Source organism: Massilia sp. CFBP9026, from assembly GCF_034045165.1.
GTDB classification, from domain to species: Bacteria; Pseudomonadota; Gammaproteobacteria; order Burkholderiales; family Burkholderiaceae_D; genus Telluria; species Telluria arenae.
Map to the genome: position 1 here is coordinate 97,543 of NZ_JAXCWH010000010.1, position 21,710 is coordinate 119,252.

The 21,710-nt window shown below is 65.8% G+C and carries 15 protein-coding genes; 5 read left to right on the plus strand and 10 right to left on the minus strand.

Annotation, left to right across the window (positions count from 1 at the left end):
- Positions 1-23 precede the first annotated feature (23 nt).
- On the minus strand, positions 24-701 hold the full coding sequence (gene udk, locus SOM28_RS22040; RefSeq protein ID WP_320469458.1) for a uridine kinase: 678 nt from the start codon (positions 699-701) through the stop codon (positions 24-26).
- 182 nt (positions 702-883) lie between these two features.
- On the opposite strand from udk, the gene SOM28_RS22045 reads away from it, so the two are divergent.
- Positions 884-3,127: a phosphocholine-specific phospholipase C gene (locus tag SOM28_RS22045; protein WP_320469459.1), complete on the plus strand. Its 2,244-nt coding sequence runs from the start codon at positions 884-886 to the stop codon at positions 3,125-3,127.
- Positions 3,128-3,150: 23 nt separating this feature from the next.
- Complete coding sequence (locus SOM28_RS22050; RefSeq protein ID WP_123068656.1) at positions 3,151-3,741, plus strand: PEP-CTERM sorting domain-containing protein; 591 nt, start codon at positions 3,151-3,153, stop codon at positions 3,739-3,741.
- On the opposite strand, the gene selB is transcribed toward SOM28_RS22050, so the two are convergent.
- The 9 genes from selB to SOM28_RS22095 form a co-directional block, all read right to left on the minus strand.
- Positions 3,703-5,619, minus strand: coding sequence for a selenocysteine-specific translation elongation factor (gene selB, locus SOM28_RS22055; RefSeq protein WP_320469460.1), 1,917 nt, complete (start codon positions 5,617-5,619; stop codon positions 3,703-3,705). The two genes, SOM28_RS22050 and selB, sit on opposite strands and share 39 nt — an antisense overlap.
- Positions 5,620-5,637: 18 nt before the next feature.
- Complete coding sequence (gene selA / locus SOM28_RS22060) at positions 5,638-7,089, minus strand: L-seryl-tRNA(Sec) selenium transferase (RefSeq protein ID WP_320469461.1); 1,452 nt, start codon at positions 7,087-7,089, stop codon at positions 5,638-5,640.
- A gap of 2 nt (positions 7,090-7,091) precedes the next feature.
- On the minus strand, positions 7,092-8,111 hold the full coding sequence (gene fdhE, locus SOM28_RS22065; protein ID WP_320469462.1) for a formate dehydrogenase accessory protein FdhE: 1,020 nt from the start codon (positions 8,109-8,111) through the stop codon (positions 7,092-7,094).
- Positions 8,112-8,126: 15 nt separating this feature from the next.
- Entirely contained in the window at positions 8,127-8,771 is a 645-nt protein-coding gene (locus tag SOM28_RS22070; RefSeq protein ID WP_123068652.1) for a formate dehydrogenase subunit gamma, read from the minus strand.
- Between the two features lie 10 nt (positions 8,772-8,781).
- Entirely contained in the window at positions 8,782-9,711 is a 930-nt protein-coding gene (fdxH, locus tag SOM28_RS22075; RefSeq protein WP_320469463.1) for a formate dehydrogenase subunit beta, read from the minus strand.
- A 3-nt stretch (positions 9,712-9,714) separates the two neighbouring features.
- Positions 9,715-12,789, minus strand: coding sequence for a formate dehydrogenase-N subunit alpha (gene fdnG, locus SOM28_RS22080; protein ID WP_320469464.1), 3,075 nt, complete (start codon positions 12,787-12,789; stop codon positions 9,715-9,717).
- Between the two features lie 134 nt (positions 12,790-12,923).
- Positions 12,924-13,277, minus strand: a complete 354-nt coding sequence (locus SOM28_RS22085; RefSeq protein ID WP_320469465.1) for a hypothetical protein — start codon at positions 13,275-13,277, stop codon at positions 12,924-12,926.
- A gap of 149 nt (positions 13,278-13,426) precedes the next feature.
- Positions 13,427-13,795, minus strand: a complete 369-nt coding sequence (locus SOM28_RS22090) for a hypothetical protein (RefSeq protein WP_320469466.1) — start codon at positions 13,793-13,795, stop codon at positions 13,427-13,429.
- Positions 13,792-14,805: a patatin-like phospholipase family protein gene (locus SOM28_RS22095; RefSeq protein ID WP_320469467.1), complete on the minus strand. Its 1,014-nt coding sequence runs from the start codon at positions 14,803-14,805 to the stop codon at positions 13,792-13,794. The genes SOM28_RS22090 and SOM28_RS22095 overlap by 4 nt, the downstream gene beginning before the upstream one ends.
- A gap of 346 nt (positions 14,806-15,151) precedes the next feature.
- Here SOM28_RS22095 and SOM28_RS22100 point away from each other — a divergent pair, with 346 nt between their 5' ends.
- The 3 genes from SOM28_RS22100 (at position 15,152) to SOM28_RS22110 (ending at position 21,710) form a co-directional block, all read left to right on the plus strand.
- Entirely contained in the window at positions 15,152-18,145 is a 2,994-nt protein-coding gene (locus SOM28_RS22100; protein WP_320469468.1) for a TonB-dependent receptor, read from the plus strand.
- A gap of 73 nt (positions 18,146-18,218) precedes the next feature.
- Positions 18,219-20,411 carry a beta-glucosidase family protein gene (locus tag SOM28_RS22105; protein ID WP_320469469.1) on the plus strand — a complete coding sequence of 731 codons (2,193 nt, stop codon included), beginning with the start codon at positions 18,219-18,221 and terminating at the stop codon, positions 20,409-20,411.
- Between the two features lie 9 nt (positions 20,412-20,420).
- Complete coding sequence (locus SOM28_RS22110; protein ID WP_320469470.1) at positions 20,421-21,710, plus strand: helix-turn-helix domain-containing protein; 1,290 nt, start codon at positions 20,421-20,423, stop codon at positions 21,708-21,710.

Sequence of the window (21,710 nt, forward strand, 5' to 3'; positions counted from 1 at the left end):
GCATTTTACCGCGTGCGGGCAATTCAATCCAGTGCCGGGCTGGAACGTCGCTCGAGGATCTGCAGTTTGCCGAGCACGCTCGCCACCTTGGTGGTGATGACGTCGATCGCCGGGCCGTTCGCGCCGTGCGGCAGGATCATGTCGGCGCTGCGCCTGGTCGGTTCGATGAACTGCTTGTGCATCGGACGCACCGTGTCCATGTACTGGCCGACGATGCTATCCAGCGAGCGGCCGCGTTCGGCGACGTCGCGCTGCAGGCGGCGGATGAAACGCACGTCCGGTGCAGTGTCGACAAAGATCTTCAGCGACATCATGTCGCGCAAGTCGGCATCGTACAGGGCGAACAGGCCCTCGATCACGATCACCGGGGCCGGCTTGACGGGAATGGTCTGGTCGGTGCGGTTGGACACGGTGAAGTCATAGATCGGCATCGCGATCGACTCGCCGTTGCGCAAGGCGCGCACATGCTCGACCAGCAGCGGCCAGTCGAAGGCGTGCGGGTGATCGTAGTTCTGCTCGCGCCGCTCTTCCATGGTGAGATGGGTCTGGTCGCGATAGTAGTCGTCCTGCATGACGACGGAGACGAGATCGGTGCCGAACGAGGACAGCACTTGCTGCGTCACCGTCGACTTGCCACTGCCGCTGCCGCCGGCGACGCCAATGACGAAGGGTACAAAGGGTTGCGAAGGATTCTGATTCATCCCGCCATGATACCGGAGCGGCGTGCGTTTCGACAGGGGCGGCGCGGGCCCACACCTTCCGTTTGTCATTACACCGTCATGCACCTCGCTTACCTTGGCGAAGTTGCAAGCCATATCGGCGAGACAACAAACAGCGGCAATTTTCATTACCCATTAGCAATCACCCATTTCCGGACAATCTCATGACTTCACGCCGCAGATTCCTGAGCAGCAGTGCCCGCGCCGGCATCGCCGCCGCCACCTACGCCGCCTTCCCGCCCGCCATCCAGCGCGCGCTCGCCATCCCCGCCAACAATGCCACAGGCACCATCCGCGACGTCGAGCACGTGGTGATCCTGATGCAAGAGAACCGCGCCTTCGACCATTATTTCGGCACACTGGCCGGCGTACGCGGATTCGGCGACCGCTTTCCGATCCCCCTGCCGGAAGGCCGCAACGTGTGGCAGCAGCGGATGGGCAACGGCAACCTGATGATGCCCTTCCACCTCGACGGCAGCAAGGGCAATGCCCAGCGCGCCAACGGCACGCCGCACGACTGGCTCGACAGCCAGCTGGCCTGGGACAACGGCCGCATGGACCAGTGGCCGCGCTACAAGAACCCGATCTCGATGGGTTATTTCAAGGACAGCGAGATCCCGTTCGCCTTCGCGCTGGCCAATGCCTTCACCTTGTGCGATGCCTACCACTGCTCCATGCACACCGGGACCGACGCCAACCGCTCGTTCTTCCTGACCGGCACCAACGGCGCCGTCCCGACCGGCACCGCCTTCGTCACCAACGAGTGGGATGCGATCGATGGCGTCGCCGCCGGCGTCAACACCGGCTATACCTGGACCACCTATGCCGAACGCCTCGAAGCGGCCGGCGTCAGCTGGATCAGCTACCAGAACATGCCCGACGAGTGGGGCGACAATATGCTGGGCGCCTTCCGCCAGTTCAAGCGCGCCAATATCGCCTCGGGCTATCCGGTGTCCAGCGGCGGCGCGCCGGGCCAGCCCTATACCAATACCGGCCAGTCGCTGCCTTATAAAGCCTATGACGCGGCGACCGACAACGCCAACAATCCGCTCTACAAGGGCATCGCCAACACCCTGCCCGGCACCCGGCCCGAACAATACCTGGACGCCTTCAAGCGCGACATCCGCGAGGGCAAGCTGCCGGCGGTATCGTGGATGAACGCACCGTCGATCTACTGCGAGCATCCCGGCCCATCGAGCCCGGTGCAGGGTTCCTGGTTCCTGCAAGAGGTGCTGGACGCCCTGACCGCCAACCCCGAGGTCTGGAGCAAGACCGTCCTGATCGTCAACTTCGACGAGAACGACGGCTATTTCGACCACGTGCCCTCCCCCTCGGCGCCATCGCCCGACGGCAAGGGCGGCTACGCCGGCAAGACCACGCTGGCGGCCAGCGACCTGGCGCACGAGTACTACACGCATCCGCGCCCGGCGGGCAGCACCAAGCAGCCGGCGCCCGACGGCCGCGTATACGGCCCCGGCCCGCGGGTGCCGATGTACGTGATCTCGCCATGGAGCCGTGGCGGCTGGGTCAACTCGCAGGTGTTCGACCACACCTCGGTGCTACGCTTCCTGGAAGCACGCTTCGGCGTGAAGGAGCCGAATATCAGCCCGTTCCGCCGCGCCGTGTGCGGCGACCTGACCAGCGCCTTCAACTTCGTGTCGCCCAACGACGAGGCGCTACCGGTGCTCGCCGGCCGCAAGAGCAAGGGCGAGGCCGACGCCCTGCGCGCCGCGCAGCAGCGCCTGCCGCAGGTGCCCGCGCCGGCCGCGCCGCAGATGCCCGTGCAGGCCGCGGGGACACGCCCCTCGCGCGCGCTGCCGTATGAGCTGGCGACCACCTGCGAGGTGCAGCCTGGCGCCACGATGGCTGCCGCGCGAGTGGCGCTAACCTTCAGCAACACCGGCCGCCAGGGCGCCGTGTTCCACGTCTACGACCGCAAGAACCTGGCCGCCATCCCGCGCCGCTACACGGTCGAGGCGGGCAAGTCGCTGGCGGATGTCTGGACGCCCGCGGTCGGCGGGGCTTACGACTTGTGGGTACTGGGACCGAACGGCTACCACCGCCATTACACCGGCAGCGCGCTGCGCGCCGTGGCGGCGGGTCAGCCGCGACCCGATGTCCAGGTGCGCTGCGACGCCGCGACCGGCGAACTGGTGCTGCGCCTGGTGAACACCGGCGCGGCGCCGTGCACCTTCGTCCTGGGCGCCAACGCGTATGCGCAGCTGCGGCAGCAGCACACGCTGGCGCCGCGCACCGAACTGACCGTGCGCATTCCTGTGGCGGGCAACGATTACTGGTACGACTTCAGCGCCACCGTATCCGGCCAGCCCGACTACCTGCGCCGCTTCGCCGGCCGCGTCGAGACCGGCCGCCACACAGTCAGCGACCCGGCGCTGGGCCGCGCCTGAACACACTATTGAAAGGAATTCTCATGCAATCGATCATTCGCAATTTCGTAGTCGGCGCCGCCATCGCCCTGTGCGTCCCCTTCGCCTCGGCCGCCGTGCTGAACTTCGACGACATCGTCGGTCCCGACGGTTTTGCCGCCGTGCCCGGCAACTACGGCGGCCTGGACTGGTCGGCGTCCGGCCTGAACGTGTTCACCGCGGACGGCGCGCCCTTCACGCCGCATTCGGGCCAGGGCCAGGTGACGACGGACTGGATCGACGGCGGGCCGATCGCGAGCACCATCCGCTTCCTGGCGCCGACGGTGTTCAACGGCGCCTGGTTCTCGGGATACGAGGACAGCAGCGTGCGCTTCGACCTCTACTTTGGCGGCCAGCTGGTGGCCAGCTCGGCCGCGCTGCAACTATCGAGCACGTCGGCCTTCCTGGATGCCGGCTGGGCCGGCGCGATTGATTCGGTGGTCGTGCGCACCGGCGCCCAGGGCTCCTACGCGATGGACGACTTTACTTTCGCGGATGCCACAGAGGTGCCGGAGCCGGGCATGCCGGCCCTGCTGCTGGCCGGCGTCGGCGGCCTGCTAGTCCTTCGTCGGAAACAGCAAGGTCCCCGGCCGTAACAGGTGCACGTCGCCGACCCGGCGCAAGAAACCGATCCGGTCGAAGAACTCGAGGATCTGGATCGCGCGCTTGCGGCCGAGTCCCGTCTCGTCGCGGAAACGCGCCGCTGTGACCTGGCCCTGAGGATCCTCGTGCGCCAAACGGCGCACCAGATCGGCGGCATCCTGCATCACGGCCGGGTGGTAGAACAGGTCTTTCACGATCTGATAGACGTCGCCGCCGCGCGCCATGCGGCCCAGCACCTGGCGCACCTGCACTTCGGGCAGGCGCGCGGTCTGGGCGATGTCGCGCACCCACGGTGGGTCGTAGCGGCCGTCCAGCAGTTTCGGCAGCGCGTGTTCTGCCACCACCTGCTCGGCCGCGCGCAAGGCCACGCCGTGCTCCGGCAAGTGCAGGAAACCGTTGCGGCGATTGATGCTTCCGGCCGCGATCATGTGCTCGGTCAGCTGCAGCCACAGCGCCTCCGGCATGCGCGGTGCGGCCAGGCGGCGCGCGCGCAGCAGGTCGGGGCCGATCTCGTCCGGGTATTTCGCATGGAAGTCGCCCAGCACGCGCAGCAGGCCGGCCTCGTTTTCCTGCAGCCGCGCGCGTGAAACAATCCATTCGCCGCCGGCGCCGACCACGATATCCGGCACCTGCTCCAGGTCGAACGGCCAGCGCGCCAGGCCACTGCTCCTCAGCCAGGTCGCACCGTTGACGCCATACGGCGCCTGCACCAGCGCACCAAGCAGGCGGGTCATTGGATCGTCGGCGCGCTGGGTCTCCAGGTAGGCCAGGCGTTCCGGCGTCTGACGGTAGCGCACCGGCCCCAAGGGATCCAGCACCGATCCACCGGCCACGGTGCGGATCGCCGAGGCGTCGCGCAAAATAAACCGATCGCCGTGCCACACGTTGGCCGGCTTGTGCAGCACCAGCTGCGCCGGCGCCGCGGCGCCCGGCGCGATCGATGGCTGGCCCAATACGGCCACGGTGGCCAGGCAATCCTGGGTCGCCGCGTGCAGGTGCACCAGGGTACCCGAACGCAGTGCGCGTTCTTCGGTGGCGGCCACCTGCAGCCAGACGTCGATACGCTGGGTGGTGAGCGCAATCGCCGGGTCGCACAGCACCTGGCCGCGCAGCTCGTCGCTGCGTTCCAGGCCGGCCAGGCCGACGGCGCAGCGCTGGCCGGCCTGGGCTTCCTGGGCCGTCCGGCTATGTACCTGGAGGCTGCGCACCCGGTATTCCTTGTGCGGCGTGGCGGCCAGCGATAGGCCATCGCCGATGGCGACCTTGCCTGCCGAGACGCTGCCCGCGACCACGGTGCCCACGCCGTCCAGCGTAAACGCGCGGTCCAGGCCCATGCGGAATCCTGCGCCAGGCACGCCATCGCCAGGCGCCGCCCGCAGCGCCTCAACCAGCAATGCGCGCAAGCCATCGATGCCGTCGCCGCGGATGCTCGACACCTGCAGCACCGGGTAATCTTCGAGGCCGGCGCTGGCCAAGAGGCCCGCGACCGCCGCCTCGGTCTCGCGCAGGCGGTCGGCGTCGACGCGGTCGATCTTGGTGATCACGGCCGCGCCGCGTCGCACGCCCAGCAGGGAGAGGATGGTCGCATGCTCGATCGTCTGCGGCATCGGGCCGTCGTCGGCCGCGATCAGCAGCAGGCCGAAATCGATCCCGCTGGCGCCCGCCACCATGGTGTGCACCAGTTTTTCGTGGCCCGGCACGTCAACGAAACCGATGCGGCCGCCATCCTCGAGCGGCATCCAGGCGTAACCCAGCTCGATCGTGATGCCACGCTTTTTCTCTTCCGGCAGGCGGTCGGCGTCGATGCCGGTCAACGCGCGCACCAGCGCGGTCTTGCCGTGGTCAATATGTCCGGCAGTGCCGACGATCATGCGAAATCCTTTACGTTCTTATGCTTCGACGAGGGCCGCGCGCAATGCGCCCAGTTGCCCCAGCAGCTCGGCCGGGTCGTCGATGCAGCGGCAGTCGAGCAGCAAGCGGTCGTCGGCGATGCGGCCGATCACCGGCAGCGGCAACTCGCGCAGCGCTTCGGCCAGGGCGTCCAGCGCCGTGCCCATGCCGCGCTTGCCGGCCAGGTTCGGCGCGATCGCCAGCCCGCTCGACGGCAGGCGGTCGATCGGCAGCGAACCGGAACCGATCTGGCTCACCATCGTCTCCAGCGTCACTGTGTAGCGCGGCGCCAGGGCCTCGCGCAGCGGCGTCAGGATGGCATTCGCGGTCGCGCCCACCTGCTCTTGCGTGCGGGTCAGCCAGCGCAGGGTCGGCAGCTCGCGCAGCAGCAGCTCGGGCTGCAGGTACAGCCTCAGGGTCGCTTCCAGCGCCGCCAGCGGCAGCTTCGACAGGCGCAGCGCGCGCTTCATCGGGAATTTGCGGATGCGGGTGACGAATTCCTTCGAGCCGACGATCAGGCCGGCCTGTGGTCCGCCCAGCAGCTTGTCGCCCGAGAAGGTGACCACGTCGCAGCCGGCCGCCAGCATCTGCTGCGGCGTCGGTTCCTGCGGCAGGCCGTACTTGCCCATGTCGATCAGCGAACCGCTGCCCAGGTCGCTGACCAGGGCCACGCCGCGGGCACGCGCCAATGGCGCCAGCTCGGCTTCGGACACCGAACTGGTAAAGCCCTGCACGGCGTAATTACTGGTGTGGACCTTCATCAGCAGCGCGGTGCGTTCGTTGATCGCGCGTTCGTAGTCCGCCAGGTGGGTGCGGTTGGTAGTGCCGACTTCGACCATGTGGGCGCCGGCGCTGGCCATCACGTCGGGCATGCGGAAAGCGCCGCCGATTTCCACCAGCTCGCCGCGCGAGACGATTGCCTCACGCCCGCCGCCCAAGGCAGCTAGCGACAGCAGCACGGCGGCGGCATTATTGTTGACCACGGTCGCGGCTTGGGCGCCGGTGATCTCGCACAGCAGGCCTTCGACGATGCTGTCGCGATCGCCGCGCGAGCCGCTGGCGAGGTCGTATTCGAGGTTGTTCGGGCCGGCCATCATCGCGACCAGGTGGTCGATTGCCGCTTGCGGCAGGACGGCGCGTCCGAGATTGGTATGGATGACCGTACCGGTCAGGTTGATCACGCGGCGCATCTTCGGCGCCAGGCGTTCGGCAATGCGCCCGGCCAGCATCTGGCCGAGCGCCTCCGGCAGCAGCGCGCTCGCGGAGAGCCTGCCTGCCAGGGCCTGCGCGCGCAGGCTATCGACTTGCGCGCGCGCTTCCGCCGCGACCAGGGTATGGCCGTGAGCGAAAACCTGCGCCTGCACGGACGGCAGGCGCAGCAGTTTATCGATCGAAGGCAGATCCTTGACTGTCGCCTTCGAGCCGTGGACCACGGACTCGTCAAGCGACATGGTCAATGACTCCCTGGTTGATCGTTTTCCGGAACGTCGTCTTCGCCGCCCGTGAGCAGCAGCAGGTTGACGCCATGCGGCTGGAAGCCCGCCTCCGACACCAGGATGTCCAGTGTCAGGGTCGCCACGTCGTCCGCCACCGGATCGACGTGGAGATCTCTTTCCATGCGCACGATCTTGAGGTAGTGGCCGCACTCGTCGCAGGTTTCGGCCTGGACCGATGCCTGCGCAGTATCTTCCTGCGCGCCATCGGTGGCCACCGCCTGCAGCGAATGGTAGTGGATGCCCTTGGTACTCTGGCAGTGGCTGCACTTGACCCGCACCATATGCCACTGCGTCGAGCACAGTGCGCAATTGAGGTAGCGGAAGTGGCTGCCACCGGCATCCAGGCGCGTGACCGACGAGGTCGGCAAGCTGCCGCAGCACGGGCACAAGGTCACGTCGAGCGTGCGCCCGAACGGTTCCTGGCGCGCCGCGCCGTGGGCTTTCTGGATTTCCAGCACCATATGGGTCCAGTAGACCTGCAGGCCTGCCGCCACCAGTGGCGCCGCACTCATGTCCAGGCCGGCTGCGCCTTGCAGCAGCAGTTCGGCTTGTCCCTCGAGATGGTCGTCACTGGCGGCCAGCAAGGCCTGCACGGCCGCCTGGGCCGGGCTGCCCGCCAGGCGCGGGACCAGCAGCTCCAGCATGCGGCGCATGGCCCCACGCCAGGCCGGGTCACGCGGCCACAGCGGCGCCGGCAGCGGCGCCTGGGCGGCGCGGCCGGCGGCCAGCAAGTCGTCCTCGCTGGGAAGCGCAACTTCGGGATAGTCCTGCAGGACTTCATGCTGGACGTGCGCCAGTTCGGCGGCGAACAGCATGAAGTCGCGCATCGCATGCCCGGCCGCCAGCTGACGCAGGCGGGTTTCACGGGTGGCGAAGAGCTCTGCCCGCACCGGGAGGTGCAGGTAGGGCATCTGCTGCCCGGACCGGACCGCGATTTCTTCCGGGCTGAGCAGCGGTGTTGCTTTGGTAACACTCATAGAGCAGTGAAGTCCTTAAGGTTTCTTGCGCGTGGCACGATCTTGCGTAGCTTGCGTGACTTCCTTATACCACAGCGGATGGTGCGACTTCGCCCAGTCCTCATGCACGGTGCCACGGGTCATGGCGCGGAACGAGCCCTTGACCCAGATGGCGGCGTACACGTGGATGATCACGCTGAGCACCAGCGCCAGGGCCGCCACCGCATGCACCAGCATGGCGGCACGGCGCAGCGGAATCGGGAAGAAGTCCGCGAACCATGGCTGCCAGAACATGAAGCCGGTGATCAGCAGCAGCACGAGGCTGATGGCGAACACCCAGAACACGCCCTTCTGGCCGGCGTTGTACTTGTGCACCGGCGGCATGTGATGCTCGTCGCCGGTGGTCACCATCTTCGGCGCCTTCTTGACCCATTCCGTATCGGCACGGGTCCAGAAGTTGTCGCGCACCACGGCAAAGAACAGGAACACGAAGCCCAGCACCATGAGCAGCCCGAAGAACGGGTGCAGCACACGGGTCCAGTAGCCGCCGCCGAAGAAGACGCTGAAGAAGTACATCGAAGGATGGAACAATGCCAGCCCGGTCAGACCCGCGCAGATGAACAGCAGGGCCACGGCCCAGTGGTTCATCCGCGTGCGGTCGCGATAACGAGTGATAAACATGTTCTTCTCCTTAAACGCGCGTATCTTCGCGCTGGTCTGCGTCGGGCGTCGGCTGCACTGGCGGTTCGTCCACATGGGTCTCGATCGGACCCACTTTCATGTAGTGGAAGAAACCAGCCACGGCGGCGCCGATCATCGCGGCCACGCCCAGCGGCTTGGCCACGCCCTTCCACAGCGCCACGGTCGGGCTGATGGTCGGGTTCTCAGGCAGGCCGGCGTACAGGGTCGGCTTGTCGGCGTGCTGCAGCACGTACATCACGTGCGTACCGCCGACGCCGGCCGGGTTGTACAGGCCCGCGTTCTGGTAACCGCGCTCCTTCAGGTCGACCACACGGTCGGCTGCGTAGTCGATCATGTCCTCTTTGGTACCGAAGCGGATGGCGCCGGTAGGACAGATCTTGACGCAGGCCGGTTCCATGTTCACTGCCACGCGGTCCGCGCACAGCGAGCACTTGTAAGCCTTCGAGTCCACCTTGCTGATGCGTGGCACGTCGAACGGGCAGCCGGCAACGCAGTAGCCGCAGCCGATGCAGTTCTCGCTGATGAAGTCGACGATGCCGTTGGTGTACTTGACGATCGCGCCCGGCGCCGGGCAGGCCTTCAGACAGCCCGGTTCGTCGCAGTGCATGCAGCCGTCCTTGCGGATCAGCCACTCCAGGCGGTCACCCTCGTCTTCCGTCTTGCTGACGATTTCCGAGTACTTCATGACCGTCCACGACTGCGGCGTCAGGTCGCGCGGGTTGTCGTAGGTACCATTGGTGTCGCCGACGTCGTCGCGCAGATCGTTCCACTGCATGCACGCCACCTGGCATGCCTTGCAGCCGATGCAGCTCGAGACGTCGATCAGCTTGGCGACTTCCGGCTTGTGGGTACGCGCCACCGGCGTCGTCGCGGTCGTTGCCGACCGCGCTGCAATATCGAGAGATTGTAGTGAAGACATGACTTAAACCCTTTCGATATTGACCAGGAACGACTTGAACTCAGGCGTCTGGGTATTCGCATCGCCCACGAACGGGGTCAGCGTGTTCACCAGGAAGCCCGGCTTGGTCAAACCGACGAAGCCCCAGTGGTTCGGCAAGCCCACCGTGTCCACCTTCATGCCATCGCAATCGAGCTGCGGAATGCGCTTGGTGACGACGCACTTGGCCTTGATGTAGCCGCGCATCGACGACACCTTGACCATATCGCCATTGCTGATGCCCTTGGCCTTGGCCAGTTCCTCGCCGATTTCCACGAACTGCTGCGGCTGGATGATCGCGTTGGACAGCACGTTCTTGGTCCAGTAGTGGAAGTGCTCGGTCAGGCGGTAGCTGGTCGCGACGTACGGGAAGTCCTTCGCGGTGCCGAATGCTTCCATGTCGCCCTTGAACACGCGCGCCGCTGGATTGGCACGGGCTTTCGGGTTTTTCGGGTGCATCGGGTTGACCGGGAACGGCGACTCGAACGGCTCGTAGTGCTCAGGCAGCGGACCTTCGGCCATGCCGGTCGGCGCGAACAGGCGCGACACGCCTTCGGCCGTCATGATGAACGGCTGCACACGGTCTTCGTCGCCCGGATTCGCATCGGGACGGATGTCCGGAATGTCGGAACCGGTCCAGCTGGTGCCATTCCATGCGATCAGGTTGCGGTGCGCATTCCACGGCTTGCCGGTCTTCGGATCGGCCGACGCGCCGTTGTACAGCACGCGGCGGTTCGCAGGCCATGCCCAGGCCCAGCCCAGCGTATTGCCGATGCCGTAAGGATCGGCGTTGTCGCGGTTGGCCATCTGGTTGCCGGCCTCGGTCCACGAACCGGCATAGATCCAGCAGCCGCTCGCAGTGGTACCGTCATCGCGCAGCACGCCGAAGCCCGGCACCTGCTGACCCTTCTTGAGGATGATCTTGGACGGATCCTTGGCATCCGGGATGTCGGCCAGCGCCTTGCCGTTGAATTCCTTGGCCAGCTCTTCTGCCGAAGGGCTGTGCGGAATCTTGTACGGCCAGGACAGGTTCACCATCGCATCAGGGAAGGCGCCGCCATCCTTGATGTACGCATTCTTCATGCGGGTGAACAGGTCGGCGATGATCTCGATGTCCGGCTTGGCTTCGTACGGCGCTTCGCCGCCCTTCCAGTGCCATTGCAGCCAGCGCGACGAGTTCGACAGCGAACCGTCTTCCTCGGCGAAGCAGGTGGTTGGCAGGCGGAACACGGTGGTCTGGATCTCGGCCGGATTGACGTCGTTCGACTCGCCGAAGTTCTGCCAGAACTCCGAAGTCTCGGTGTTCAGCGGATCCATCGTCACCAGGAATTTCAGCTTCGACAGGCCGGCGATGATCTTCTTCTTGTTAGGGAAGGAACCAACCGGATTGAAGCCCTGGCAGATGTAGCCGTTCAACTTGCCCTGACCCATCAGCTCGAAGGCCTGCAGCACGTCGTACAGCTTGTCGATCTTCGGCAGGTAGTCGAAGGCCCAGTTGTTTTCCGCGGTCGCGGCATCGCCCCACCAGGCTTTTTGCAGGCTGACGAAGAACTTGGGATAGTTCTGCCAGTAGCTCATCTGGTTCGGACGCAGCGGCTTGAGTGCGCGCGGCTTGTAGTAGGTCTCCAGATCCTGCTCGTTGTCGGTCGCCAGGGACAGGTAGCCCGGCAGCGAGTTCGACAGCAGGCCCAGGTCGGTCAGACCCTGGATGTTGGAGTGGCCGCGCAGTGCGTTCAGGCCACCGCCGGCGACGCCGACGTTACCCAGCAGCAGCTGCATGATGGCGCCGGTACGGATGATCTGACTGCCCTGGCTGTGTTGCGTCCAGCCCAGCGCATACAGGATCGTCATGGCGCGGCCCGGCGCGGCGGTCGACGAGATGTACTCGCAGACTTTCAGGAATTGCTTGACCGGGGTACCGGTGATCTTGCTGACCTGCTCAGGGGTGTAGCGCGAGTAATGACGCTTCATCACCTGCAGGACGCAATTCGGGTCTTGCATGGTCGGATCGACCTTGGCGAAACCGTCTTCACCCATGGCGTAGCCCCACGACTTGTTGTCGTAGCGGCGCTTGGCTTCGTCGTAGCCGGAGAAGATACCGTCTTCGAACGAGAAGTCGGGACCGACGATGAACGACGCGTTGGTATAGCTCCGGACGTATTCGGTCTGGATCTTGTCGTTACTCAGCAGATAATTGATGACGCCGCCCAGGAAGGCGATGTCGGAGCCAGCGCGGATCGGCGCGTAATAGTCGCTCATGGCGGCCGAACGCGTGAAGCGCGGGTCGACCACGACCAGCTTGGCTTTATTGTGATGCTTGGCTTCGATCACCCACTTGAAACCGCAAGGGTGAGCTTCGGCGGCATTGCCGCCCATAATCAGAACTACATCGGCATTCTTGATGTCAACCCAATGGTTGGTCATCGCTCCTCGTCCGAACGTCGGGGCCAGACCGGCCACCGTAGGTCCGTGTCAAACGCGAGCCTGGTTATCGAAGACGAGCATGCCCATCGAACGCATCGCTTTGTGCGTGATGTAGCCCGTTTCGTTGCTCGCCGCGGACGCACACAGCATACCGGTGCTGGTCCAGCGGTTGACGAGTTTGCCTTCGGCGTTGGTCGCGATGAAGTTGGCGTCGCGGTCGTCCTTCATGAACTTGGCAATGCGCGACATCGCCTGGTCCCACGAAATGCGCTTCCATTCCTTGCTGCCCGGCTCGCGGACTTCAGGATACTTGAGGCGGTTCGGGGAGTGCACGAAGTCGAGCAGGCCAGCGCCTTTCGGGCACAGGGTGCCGCGGTTCACCGGGTGATCCGGGTCGCCTTCGATATGAATGATGTCCGAGGTGACGTTCTTTGCGCCGTCGCCGATGCTGTACATCAGCAGGCCGCAGCCCACCGAGCAGTACGGACACGTGTTGCGCGTCTCCTTGGCCTTCGCCAGTTTATAGTGCCGGGTCTCGGCCATTGCCGGCAGCGGCGAAAAGCCGAGCGCGACGATGGTGGACGCGGCCAGTCCCGCACCGCTTACGCGGAGGAACTGCCTACGATTCATGCCCATCTAGGTTCTCCTACTAGTAATGGATTGCGCACGCCGCAAAAGGATGTGCCGGGGTCAACGCCCCGGCATGCTGATCCGATCGCGACGCTGCCACCGTCAGGTGGCGTGCGCGCCTTGCTACGTCGCCGGTCGTGTTACTTGGCCGGCGGCGTCGTTGCCTGGGTGGCGCCATCGCCACCGGTCGGTTCGGAAGCACCGCTGTCGCGGGACTTGCCTGCATCCTGGCCAGCGACCACGCCGCCGATGGCGGTGCCGCCCTCACCCGGACCGGTGCCCGGAACCGCATCCGGCGTGGTGGCCGGCTCGGCCACGATGGCCGCGTGCGGATCGGGATTCTGGGTGGCGACCGCGGCCGGCGAGGCCGGATCGGTCGGCGCCGGCGACGCCTCGACGTCGGCCTTCTTGCCACACGCCGACAGGGCGAGCACGGCGGCCAACACGCCGGTGCTCAACAGGATGCGATTCTTGATATATGAGTTATGTTGCATTGCAATATCCGTTGACTTTGAGATATATCAGAAATATATATGAATTGATGAACGCTACAAATAAGTATTTTACGCAATGTATACAATTTCTGCGTGAGTTTAGGTGAGAATTGAACCGCGCTTGTCGTGCTAACCTCGCCGCCTGCCAGTTAATGTAAAGACGTTTCGCCGCCATCGCCCTTGCGCGCGCCACCACCACGCCGCCGCGCCGCCGGGGATGGCGCCGCCGATTCCCCATGGCCCGCAGTTGCCGCCGGCGCCACCCTTTCCTCGACATCGAGCAGGCGGGTCTCGGCCAGCCGCCAGCCCTCCTCGCCCATGCGCAGCAGCGTACTCCCCTTCATCCGCACGAGATGGCCCTCCACCTCGGCTTCGCTCGCATGCCAGCGCAGGCTGGCCTGCCCGCCGCCCTCGATCGTGATCACGTCCGGCGCCACCAGGCCGCCGGCCATGCGCGCATGCCCCGGCAAATACGGCATGGCCTGGGCCAGGCGGTCGCTGGGCCTGGCCCCCATCATGCCCACCTGCCCGGCCAGGGTCTCCCACAAGGCGCCGGATTGGGCGCGCAGCGCCAGGTAGCGCCCGGCCTGCTCCCGCCCGTGCGCCAGCAGGGCCTGGGCCAGTTGCGGGTCGCGGTCGAATTTGGAGAACAGTCCCAGCTCCTTGCGCACCGCGCCGCCGACCGCCTCGCCGTCGAGCACGATGCGCACCACCTCGATCGGCTTGTCGTGGGGCCGGAAACGCTGGCCCGGATCGTCGAGGCGGGCATTAACGGCTTCGATGAAGGCCACTTCCGCAGCAGTGAGCCCGCGGCCAGCTCGTGCGCTTTCGACCAGGCCGCGATCCAGCCGCCAGAAGCCAACCTGGCCCGCAGGTCGTGCTCGATCGCGGCCTGGCGCGCCTGCAACCGTTCGCGCTCGGGCGGCGTATCGGCCATGCGCGCCTCGAGGGCGATCGCCTGCCAGCGCTTGATCTCTTGCGGGATGCTGCAAAAGTCGCCGATGGCGCCGACCAGGTCGAAGTCGACGTGCGGCGCGATCGACTCGCGCAGCTGGAAATAGGGACCGCGGATCCAGCTGCCCAGCGGCGGCCACATGGCGGTCAGCATCGGCCAGGTCGCGGTGGCGAAGGTTTCGATCTCGCGCAGCGGCGATAGATAGGGACTCAGCTTGAGATCGACCTGGGACAGGCTGCCGGCCCACTGGCCAATGTCGTTCAGCAGGCGTTCGCCGGGCGCGATAGCGCAGTTCGCGTCCCAGAAGCGCTCGAGCCCGGCCTTGGCTGCCTCAGGGCCGCCCAGCAGGTAGCCATACCAGGCCAGCAAGGCGCTGATGGCGCCGCCCGAGGTGCCGCTGATGCCGGTCAGGCGCAGCACGTCTTGCGCTTCGTCGGCCAGTTTTGCCCGCCCCTGGCTGGTCGCCAGCTCGGCATTGCGAAACTGCGGCAGCAACACCGGCAAGGCGCCGGCGGCAAAGGCCGCGTGACTGCCGCCGCCCTGGCAGGCGATGGCGATGTTTTTGATAGGCATGATGTCCTCCCTCGTCTGAATCGACACTCGAGGCAGGCATTCGCCCATGGAAGAAGCGCAGGCACCGGAAACGCCGGCCTGTCGCTTTTAGGCAGTTGGTACGCCGCACAGTTCCACGCTCGGTCCGGCGCAGGCATCGAAAAGCGGCCGCGATGATAACGATTTCATCAGAATCGCAACGTTATCAATAAATATTTACAAGAAGCCCAAAAAACCCAATGATTGCGCCAAACATTAGGTGTTATATTTACTGACAGGTTATGCGGCTGCGGACTGCCGGCAACCTCGGTAGCACCTGAAAAGAATCCCACAGACGGGTTCTTCACAACAAAGACGGAGACACAACATGAGACAGTTGAACAAGTCGGCCATTGCCGTGGGCGTCGCACATCTGTGCTGGTTGTCGGCAGCCTTCGCCCAGGAACCCGCGCCAGCGGCTCCCCAGGTAGTCACGGTCACCGGCCAGCGCGCCGCCCTCGACAGCGCCCAGCAGCTCAAGAAGAACTCGGACGAGGTCGTCGATTCGATCGTCGCCGAGGACATCGGCAAGCTGCCCGACAAATCCATTACCGAAGTGCTGCAGCGCATACCGGGCGTGACCATCGACCGCACCATGTCGCGCGCCGATCCCGAACACTTCTCGGTCGAAGGTTCGGGCGTGTCGATCCGTGGCCTCTCCTGGGTACGCTCCGAACTGAACGGGCGCGATTCCTTCTCGTCCACCGGTGGCCGGGCCCTGAACTTCGAGGACGTGCCGCCTGAGCTGATGGCCGGCATCGACGTCTACAAGAACCCCTCGGCGGAACAGATCGAAGGCGGGATCTCGGGCCTGGTCAACCTGCGCACCGCCCTGCCGTTCGACATCAAGGGCCAGCGCATCTCAGGCAGCATCGAAGGCACGTATTCCGAGCTCAAGAAAGGCAAGGCCCGCCCCGCCGGCTCGCTCCTGTATTCGAACCGCTGGCAGACCGGCATCGGCGAGTTCGGCGCCCTGGTCAACTTCGCCAGCTCGCGCAGCGTGACCCGCACCGACGCCTTCCAGGTCGAACCGTATTATCCGGTCGCCGGCGCCGAGCCGGGCCGCACCGTGTGGATCCCGAAAGGCGCGCAGTGGCGTACGCTCGACTTCGACCGCAAGCGCCAGGGCACCTACGGCGCGCTGCAGTGGAAGAAGGACAATACCCTCAAGAGCCACCTGACCTGGTTCCGCTCCAAATACGATATGCGCTGGGACGAGAATGCGCTGTTCTCGGCCGAAGGCACGCCGACCAATCTGCGCGTGTCGAACGGCGTGTACGACGCCAACGGCGCCTTCCTGAGCGGCACCATCACCAACCCGACCGCCGGCAGCATCGAGTACGCCAATAACGCCCGCACCGCGACCCGCGACTCGGTCACCACCGACATCGCCTGGAACGTCGAATGGAAGCCGGCCACCAACTGGACCTTCACCTCGGACTTCCAGCACGTGAAGGCGCGTTCGGAAGGCTTCGATTCGACGGTGGCCCTCGGCACGCTGATGCCGGAGCTGAACCTGGACGTGACGGGCTCGCTGCCGCGCATCACCTTCAGTCCGGCGCAGGCGGCGGCGATGAGCGATCCCAATAACTTCTTCTGGGCCTTCTCGCAGGAACACCTGGACCGTAGCGTGGCCGAGCAGAAGGCGTGGAAAGGCGACGTCAAGTACGACTTCGACCATCCGGTGCTGCGCGACCTGCGGATCGGCGTGCGCCTCACCGACCGCGACGCCAAGACCATCGTCTCGAATCCCGACTACCACTGGGTCGGCATCTCGCAGCGCTGGATGATGCCGTGGCAGATCAATAACCTGGCTTATCTAAGCGACCCGCGCTTCCAGGCCCCGACCACCGTCAATCAGTTCAACAACTTCTTCAACGGCGACGCCAGCGTCCCGGCGATCATCTTCCCGGCAGCCTCGGTGACCGCCGGCTTCCCCGCCAGCTACTCCCAGCTGCACAGCTTCCATGACATCCTGTGCGCCGAAGCCGGCAACAGCTGCACGCCATGGACGCCGGCCGCCTTCGGCGAAGCCAACCCGTCGGGCGACAACGAGCAGTCCGAGAAGACCAAGGCGGCCTACGCCCAGTTGCGCTTTGCCTTCGACGACCTGCGCTTCCCGGTGGACGGCAACGTCGGCCTGCGCTACGTGAAGACCGATTCGGATTCGTATGGCTACACCGTCTACAACTCGACCTTCGTCGTTCCGCCGGGCGGCACCACGGGTCTGCCAGTGCCAGTGATCGCCCCGTTCGCCGGCCGCGACGACTACAGGAACAGCTACCACAACTGGCTGCCGAGCCTGAACCTGCGGCTCAAGGCCAGCGACGAGCTGCAGTTCCGCTTCGCCATCGGCAAGGGCATGTCGCGCCCGAACTTCGACCAGCTGCAGGCCTATACCACCCTAAGCCAGAACGTGACCAGCACCACCACCGGCACCGGGGCCGGGCAAGTCACCAACGTGACCTCGATCGGCCATGTCGGCGAGGCAAAGGGCAACGCGCTGCTGCGTCCGATCACCTCGCGCAACATCGACCTGACCGCGGAATGGTACTTCGCCAAGGCCGGCTCGCTCACGGTCGGCCTGTTCGACAAGCGCCTGCGCGACATCATCATCAAGCAGAGCTCCTTCTATCAGCTGACCGACTCGGCCGGACGTGCAATCGATTTCAATGTCTCCACGCCGGTGAACGGCGCACGCGGCAGCGCGCGTGGCGTCGAAGTCGCCTACCAGCAGTACTTCGACCGCCTGCCGGGCTGGCTGGCGGGCTTCGGGGTGCAGGCCAACTACACCCACGTCAAGACCAAGCGCGACCTGTACAACCCGGTGTTCTCGCCCTGGTGCACGGCTGGCAACAATGCGGCCAACCTGAACCTGAACCTCAACGGTTGCGACACTGACGGCCGCACCTTCGGCGACCTGCCGCTGGAATACATGTCGCGCAACTCCTACAACCTGGCGCTGCTGTACGACCGCGGTCCGTGGTCGGCGCGCCTGGCCTGGAGCTGGCGTTCCAAGAGCCTGCTGGGCAACAATAACAACGGCACCAATGGCACGAACGGTGTCGACAGCAACCCGGACAGCCCGACCTTCGGACAGAGCGTGGTCGCCTGGGGCCTGCCGATCTGGGCCGACGACTATGGCCAGCTCGATGGCGGCGTCAGCTACAAGTTCAACGACAACTACCGCATCGACTTCCAGGCGCAGAACCTGACCGACGCGAAGTACAAGCAGATCATGACCCACCACATCGGCGACAAGGGCCGCGCATGGTTCGTGACGGGGCCGCGCTACAGCGTGCGTCTTGGAGTGTCGTTCTAAGTTGAGCAAGCCGGCCGCGCGCGTCCTTCATGGGCGGCGCGGCCATTAAACAAGAAAATAAGGAGACAACAATATGCAGCAAGCTTTGCCGAACGCCCGCTGGGCCATTGCCCTCGCCGCCGCCTGCGCCGTCCAGTGCGCGCAAGCGGCCCCCGACGACGCCCAGCAACGCGCGGCAAAACTGGTGAGCCAGATGACCATCGACGAAAAGATCGGCATGGTGTTCGGCCAGTTCGGCACCGAATTCCAGGGCAAGCAGCCGCCCGCCGAGGCGCTGGTGCAGTCGGCCGGCTACATCAAGGGCATCGAACGCCTGGGCATCACGCCGCAGTGGCTGACCGACGCCGGCATCGGCGTCGCCTCGCAGCCGGGCAAGCAAACGCGCCTGCGCACCTCGCTGCCGGCGGGGATCGCCACTGCCGCCACCTGGAACCCGGCGCTGGCTTTCAAGGGCGCGGCCATGATCGGCAAGGAAGCGCGCCTGTCGGGCTTCAACGTGATGCTGGGCGGGAGCGTCAACCTGGCGCGCGAGCCGCGCAACGGCCGCAATTTCGAGTACACCGGCGAAGACCCGCTGCTGGCCGGGATCATGGCCGGCGAACAGATTCGCGGCGTGCAGTCGAACCATGTGATCTCGACCGTCAAGCACTATGTCTACAACGACCAGGAGACGGGCCGCAACCACCTGAACGTCAAGATCGACGACGCGGCCGGCCGCATGTCCGACCTGCTGGCCTTCCAGATCGCCATCGAGCGCGGCAATCCGGGTTCCGTCATGTGTTCGTACAACCGCATCGGCGGCGTGTACGGCTGCGAGAACGATCACCTGCTGAACAAGGTGCTCAAGCGCGACTGGGGCTACAAGGGCTATGTGATGTCCGACTGGGGCGCTGTGCATTCGACCATCCCTGCGGCGCTGGCGGGCCTGGACCAGCAGTCCGGCTACCCATTCGACAAATCGCCCTACTTCGATGGCGCCCTCAAGGAGGCGGTGCAGAACGGCCACGTGCCGGAGCAGCGCCTGGACGATATGGTGGCGCGCATCCTGTGGGCGATGGGCACGCATGGGGTGCTGGATAATCCGGTGAAGGTGCGCGACAAGGACATCGACTACGCCGCCCACGGCCGCATCTCGCAGGAGGACGCCGAGGAAGGCATCGTCCTGCTCAAGAACGCGGCCAATGTGCTGCCGCTGGCTCCCAGCTTGAAACGCATCGCCATCATCGGCGGCCACGCCAACAAGGGCGTGCTGTCCGGCGGCGGCTCGGCCCAGGTCTATCCGCGCGGCGGCATGGCGGTGCCGAACGAGGGACCGGCAGCCTGGCCGGGGCCGATGGTTTATCTGCCAGGATCCCCGATGCAGGCCCTGGCGCGCCGCAGCAAGGCCAAGCTCGACTGGCATGACGGCAAGGATGCGGCAGGCGCCGCGAAGGTCGCCGCCGGGGCCGACGTGGTGCTGGTGTTCGCGACCCAGTGGACCTCGGAGGCGAATGACGTGCCGAACCTGTCGCTGCCGAATGCGCAGGATGCGCTGATCGCCGCCGTGGCGAAAGCCAATCCGCGCACGGTGGTGGTGCTGCAGACCGGCACTCCGGTGACGATGCCGTGGGTCGACCAGGTCGCCGGCGTGGTCCAGGCCTGGTATCCGGGCACGAATGGCGGCGAAGCGATCGCGCGCGTGCTGAGCGGCGAAGTTGACGCCTCGGGACGCCTGCCGCAGACCTTCCCGCTGTCCGAGAACCAGCTGCCGCGGCCCAAGCTTGATGGCCTCGACCTGCCCAAGGACAGCCGCTTCGACGTCGACTATGACATCGAAGGCGCGGCGGTCGGCTACAAATGGTTCGACCTGAAGGGCATCAAACCGCTGTTCGCCTTCGGCCACGGCCTGTCGTACACCAGCTTCACCTACACCAATCTCAAGGCCGAGGCGGTGGACGGCGGCATCCAGGTCAGCTTCGACACCCTCAACAGCGGCGCGCGCGCCGGCAAGGCGGTGCCGCAAGTGTACGTCTCGAAGGTCGGCGCCGGCTGGGAGGCGCCGAAGCGCCTGGGCGGCTGGGACAAGCTGGCCCTGAACGTCGGCGAGCGCCGCGCCAGCAAGGTCGCGGTCGATCCGCGCACGCTGGCGGTGTTCGACGCCGTGTCGAACCGCTGGAAGATCGCGGCCGGAGAGTATCGCGTGATGCTCGCGACGGCGGCCGACGCCCCGGTGCAGACGGTGACCGTGCGCCTGGCGGCGCGCGAGTTCGCGGCCGGAGCACGCTGAGGAGTCGCCATGCACGCCTTCCAACGCCGGGCGCTGCTGGCCCTCGTGGCGCTGCTCATGGCGAACGTCCTCATTGGCCTCGCAGGCTATCGGCGCAGCTTCCTCGAAGTCGCGCTCTTGAGCGGGCCGGGAGAGGGCCAGGCGGCCTGGCGTGTCCGTCCGGGTGTCGATGCCTCAGCCGGCGGCGCCTCCAGCGTGCGGGTGCTCGACGACGGCCGGCGCCTGCGCATGGCGCTGAACGTCGCCAGCGGCACGGCCTATCCGTACGCCGAAGCCAACCTGTTCTTCCTTGGACCGGACGGAGAACCGGCACACGCCGACCTGACGCGGTTTGCCTCGGTGTCCTTCGTCGCTACCTGCGCGCCACGGAACACCCTGTCGCTGGTGACGCCGACCTTCGAGGAGGGGCTGTCACGGCGCGGCGACCCGGCCAGCTACCGCGCTCCCTCGAGCTTCTTTTCCTGCACCGAGCAAGGCAGCCGGGTCGAACTGGACCTGACGCGGATGGAGACACCGCAATGGTGGTTCGCCCATGCGGGGCTGCCGCTGTCGCGCCAATCCTATCGCCTGGACCAGGTGCCCAAGCTCGCCATCGGCAGCACCTTCCAGACGCCGCGCGACGTGCCGCTGGTGGTCGACGTCAGCAGCCTGACCTTGCATGGCCGCGACATGCGCTGGATCTTCGCCCCCGGCGCGCTTCTGCTGCTGGCCTGGGCCGGCTTCGGCCTGTGGCTGTTCCGCGCCCACGCGCGCGCCCTGTGCTGCGAGCTGCAGGACAAGCTGCAGAAGGACTTGCCGATCGTGGCCTACCAGCAGCTCTCGCTCGAACTTCCGCTCGAGCCGCGCCGCGACCGCGAGAAGGCGGCCATCCTGCAGGCGATGGCAAGCCGCTATGCCGAGGCTGACCTTGACCTGGAAGCCGTGGTGCAGGCCGCCGGCGTCAACCGCAACAAGGTCAACGAGATCCTCAAGGCCGAACTGGGTTTTACCTTTACCGGCTACCTGAACAAGCTGCGCCTGACCGAGGCGGCGCGCCTGCTGGCCGAGAAGGGATCGGCCACGGTCGCCGAGATCGCCTACACGGTCGGCTACAACAACGCCTCCTACTTCAACAAGCTGTTCAGGCAGGAGTATGGCTGCACCCCGAAGGCGTTCCGCGCTTCGCTGGCCGGCGCGCCCGATGCGGCCCAGCAAGCTGAAACGTCCGGCACGATTGCTTCAACTATCCGCATGGACCACGCCGTGAGAGCCAGCCCGACGTATGCTGGCACTTCGTCCTGTTCACCATCAGAGAGTTGA

What these genes read in the sequence shown, in the direction of transcription:
- selA (WP_320469461.1), bottom strand. Translation starts at nt 7,089, where the DNA reads ATGTCGCTTGACGAGTCCGTGGTCCACGGCTCGAAGGCGACAGTCAAG.
- SOM28_RS22110 (WP_320469470.1), top strand. Translation starts at nt 20,421, where the DNA reads ATGCACGCCTTCCAACGCCGGGCGCTGCTGGCCCTCGTGGCGCTGCTC.
- fdxH (WP_320469463.1), bottom strand. Translation starts at nt 9,711, where the DNA reads ATGTCTTCACTACAATCTCTCGATATTGCAGCGCGGTCGGCAACGACC.
- selB (WP_320469460.1), bottom strand. Translation starts at nt 5,619, where the DNA reads ATGATCGTCGGCACTGCCGGACATATTGACCACGGCAAGACCGCGCTG.
- SOM28_RS22100 (WP_320469468.1), top strand. Translation starts at nt 15,152, where the DNA reads ATGAGACAGTTGAACAAGTCGGCCATTGCCGTGGGCGTCGCACATCTG.
- udk (WP_320469458.1), bottom strand. Translation starts at nt 701, where the DNA reads ATGAATCAGAATCCTTCGCAACCCTTTGTACCCTTCGTCATTGGCGTC.
- SOM28_RS22045 (WP_320469459.1), top strand. Translation starts at nt 884, where the DNA reads ATGACTTCACGCCGCAGATTCCTGAGCAGCAGTGCCCGCGCCGGCATC.
- SOM28_RS22105 (WP_320469469.1), top strand. Translation starts at nt 18,219, where the DNA reads ATGCAGCAAGCTTTGCCGAACGCCCGCTGGGCCATTGCCCTCGCCGCC.
- SOM28_RS22095 (WP_320469467.1), bottom strand. Translation starts at nt 14,805, where the DNA reads ATGCCTATCAAAAACATCGCCATCGCCTGCCAGGGCGGCGGCAGTCAC.
- SOM28_RS22050 (WP_123068656.1), top strand. Translation starts at nt 3,151, where the DNA reads ATGCAATCGATCATTCGCAATTTCGTAGTCGGCGCCGCCATCGCCCTG.
- SOM28_RS22090 (WP_320469466.1), bottom strand. Translation starts at nt 13,795, where the DNA reads ATGATGGGGGCCAGGCCCAGCGACCGCCTGGCCCAGGCCATGCCGTAT.
- fdhE (WP_320469462.1), bottom strand. Translation starts at nt 8,111, where the DNA reads ATGAGTGTTACCAAAGCAACACCGCTGCTCAGCCCGGAAGAAATCGCG.
- SOM28_RS22085 (WP_320469465.1), bottom strand. Translation starts at nt 13,277, where the DNA reads ATGCAACATAACTCATATATCAAGAATCGCATCCTGTTGAGCACCGGC.
- SOM28_RS22070 (WP_123068652.1), bottom strand. Translation starts at nt 8,771, where the DNA reads ATGTTTATCACTCGTTATCGCGACCGCACGCGGATGAACCACTGGGCC.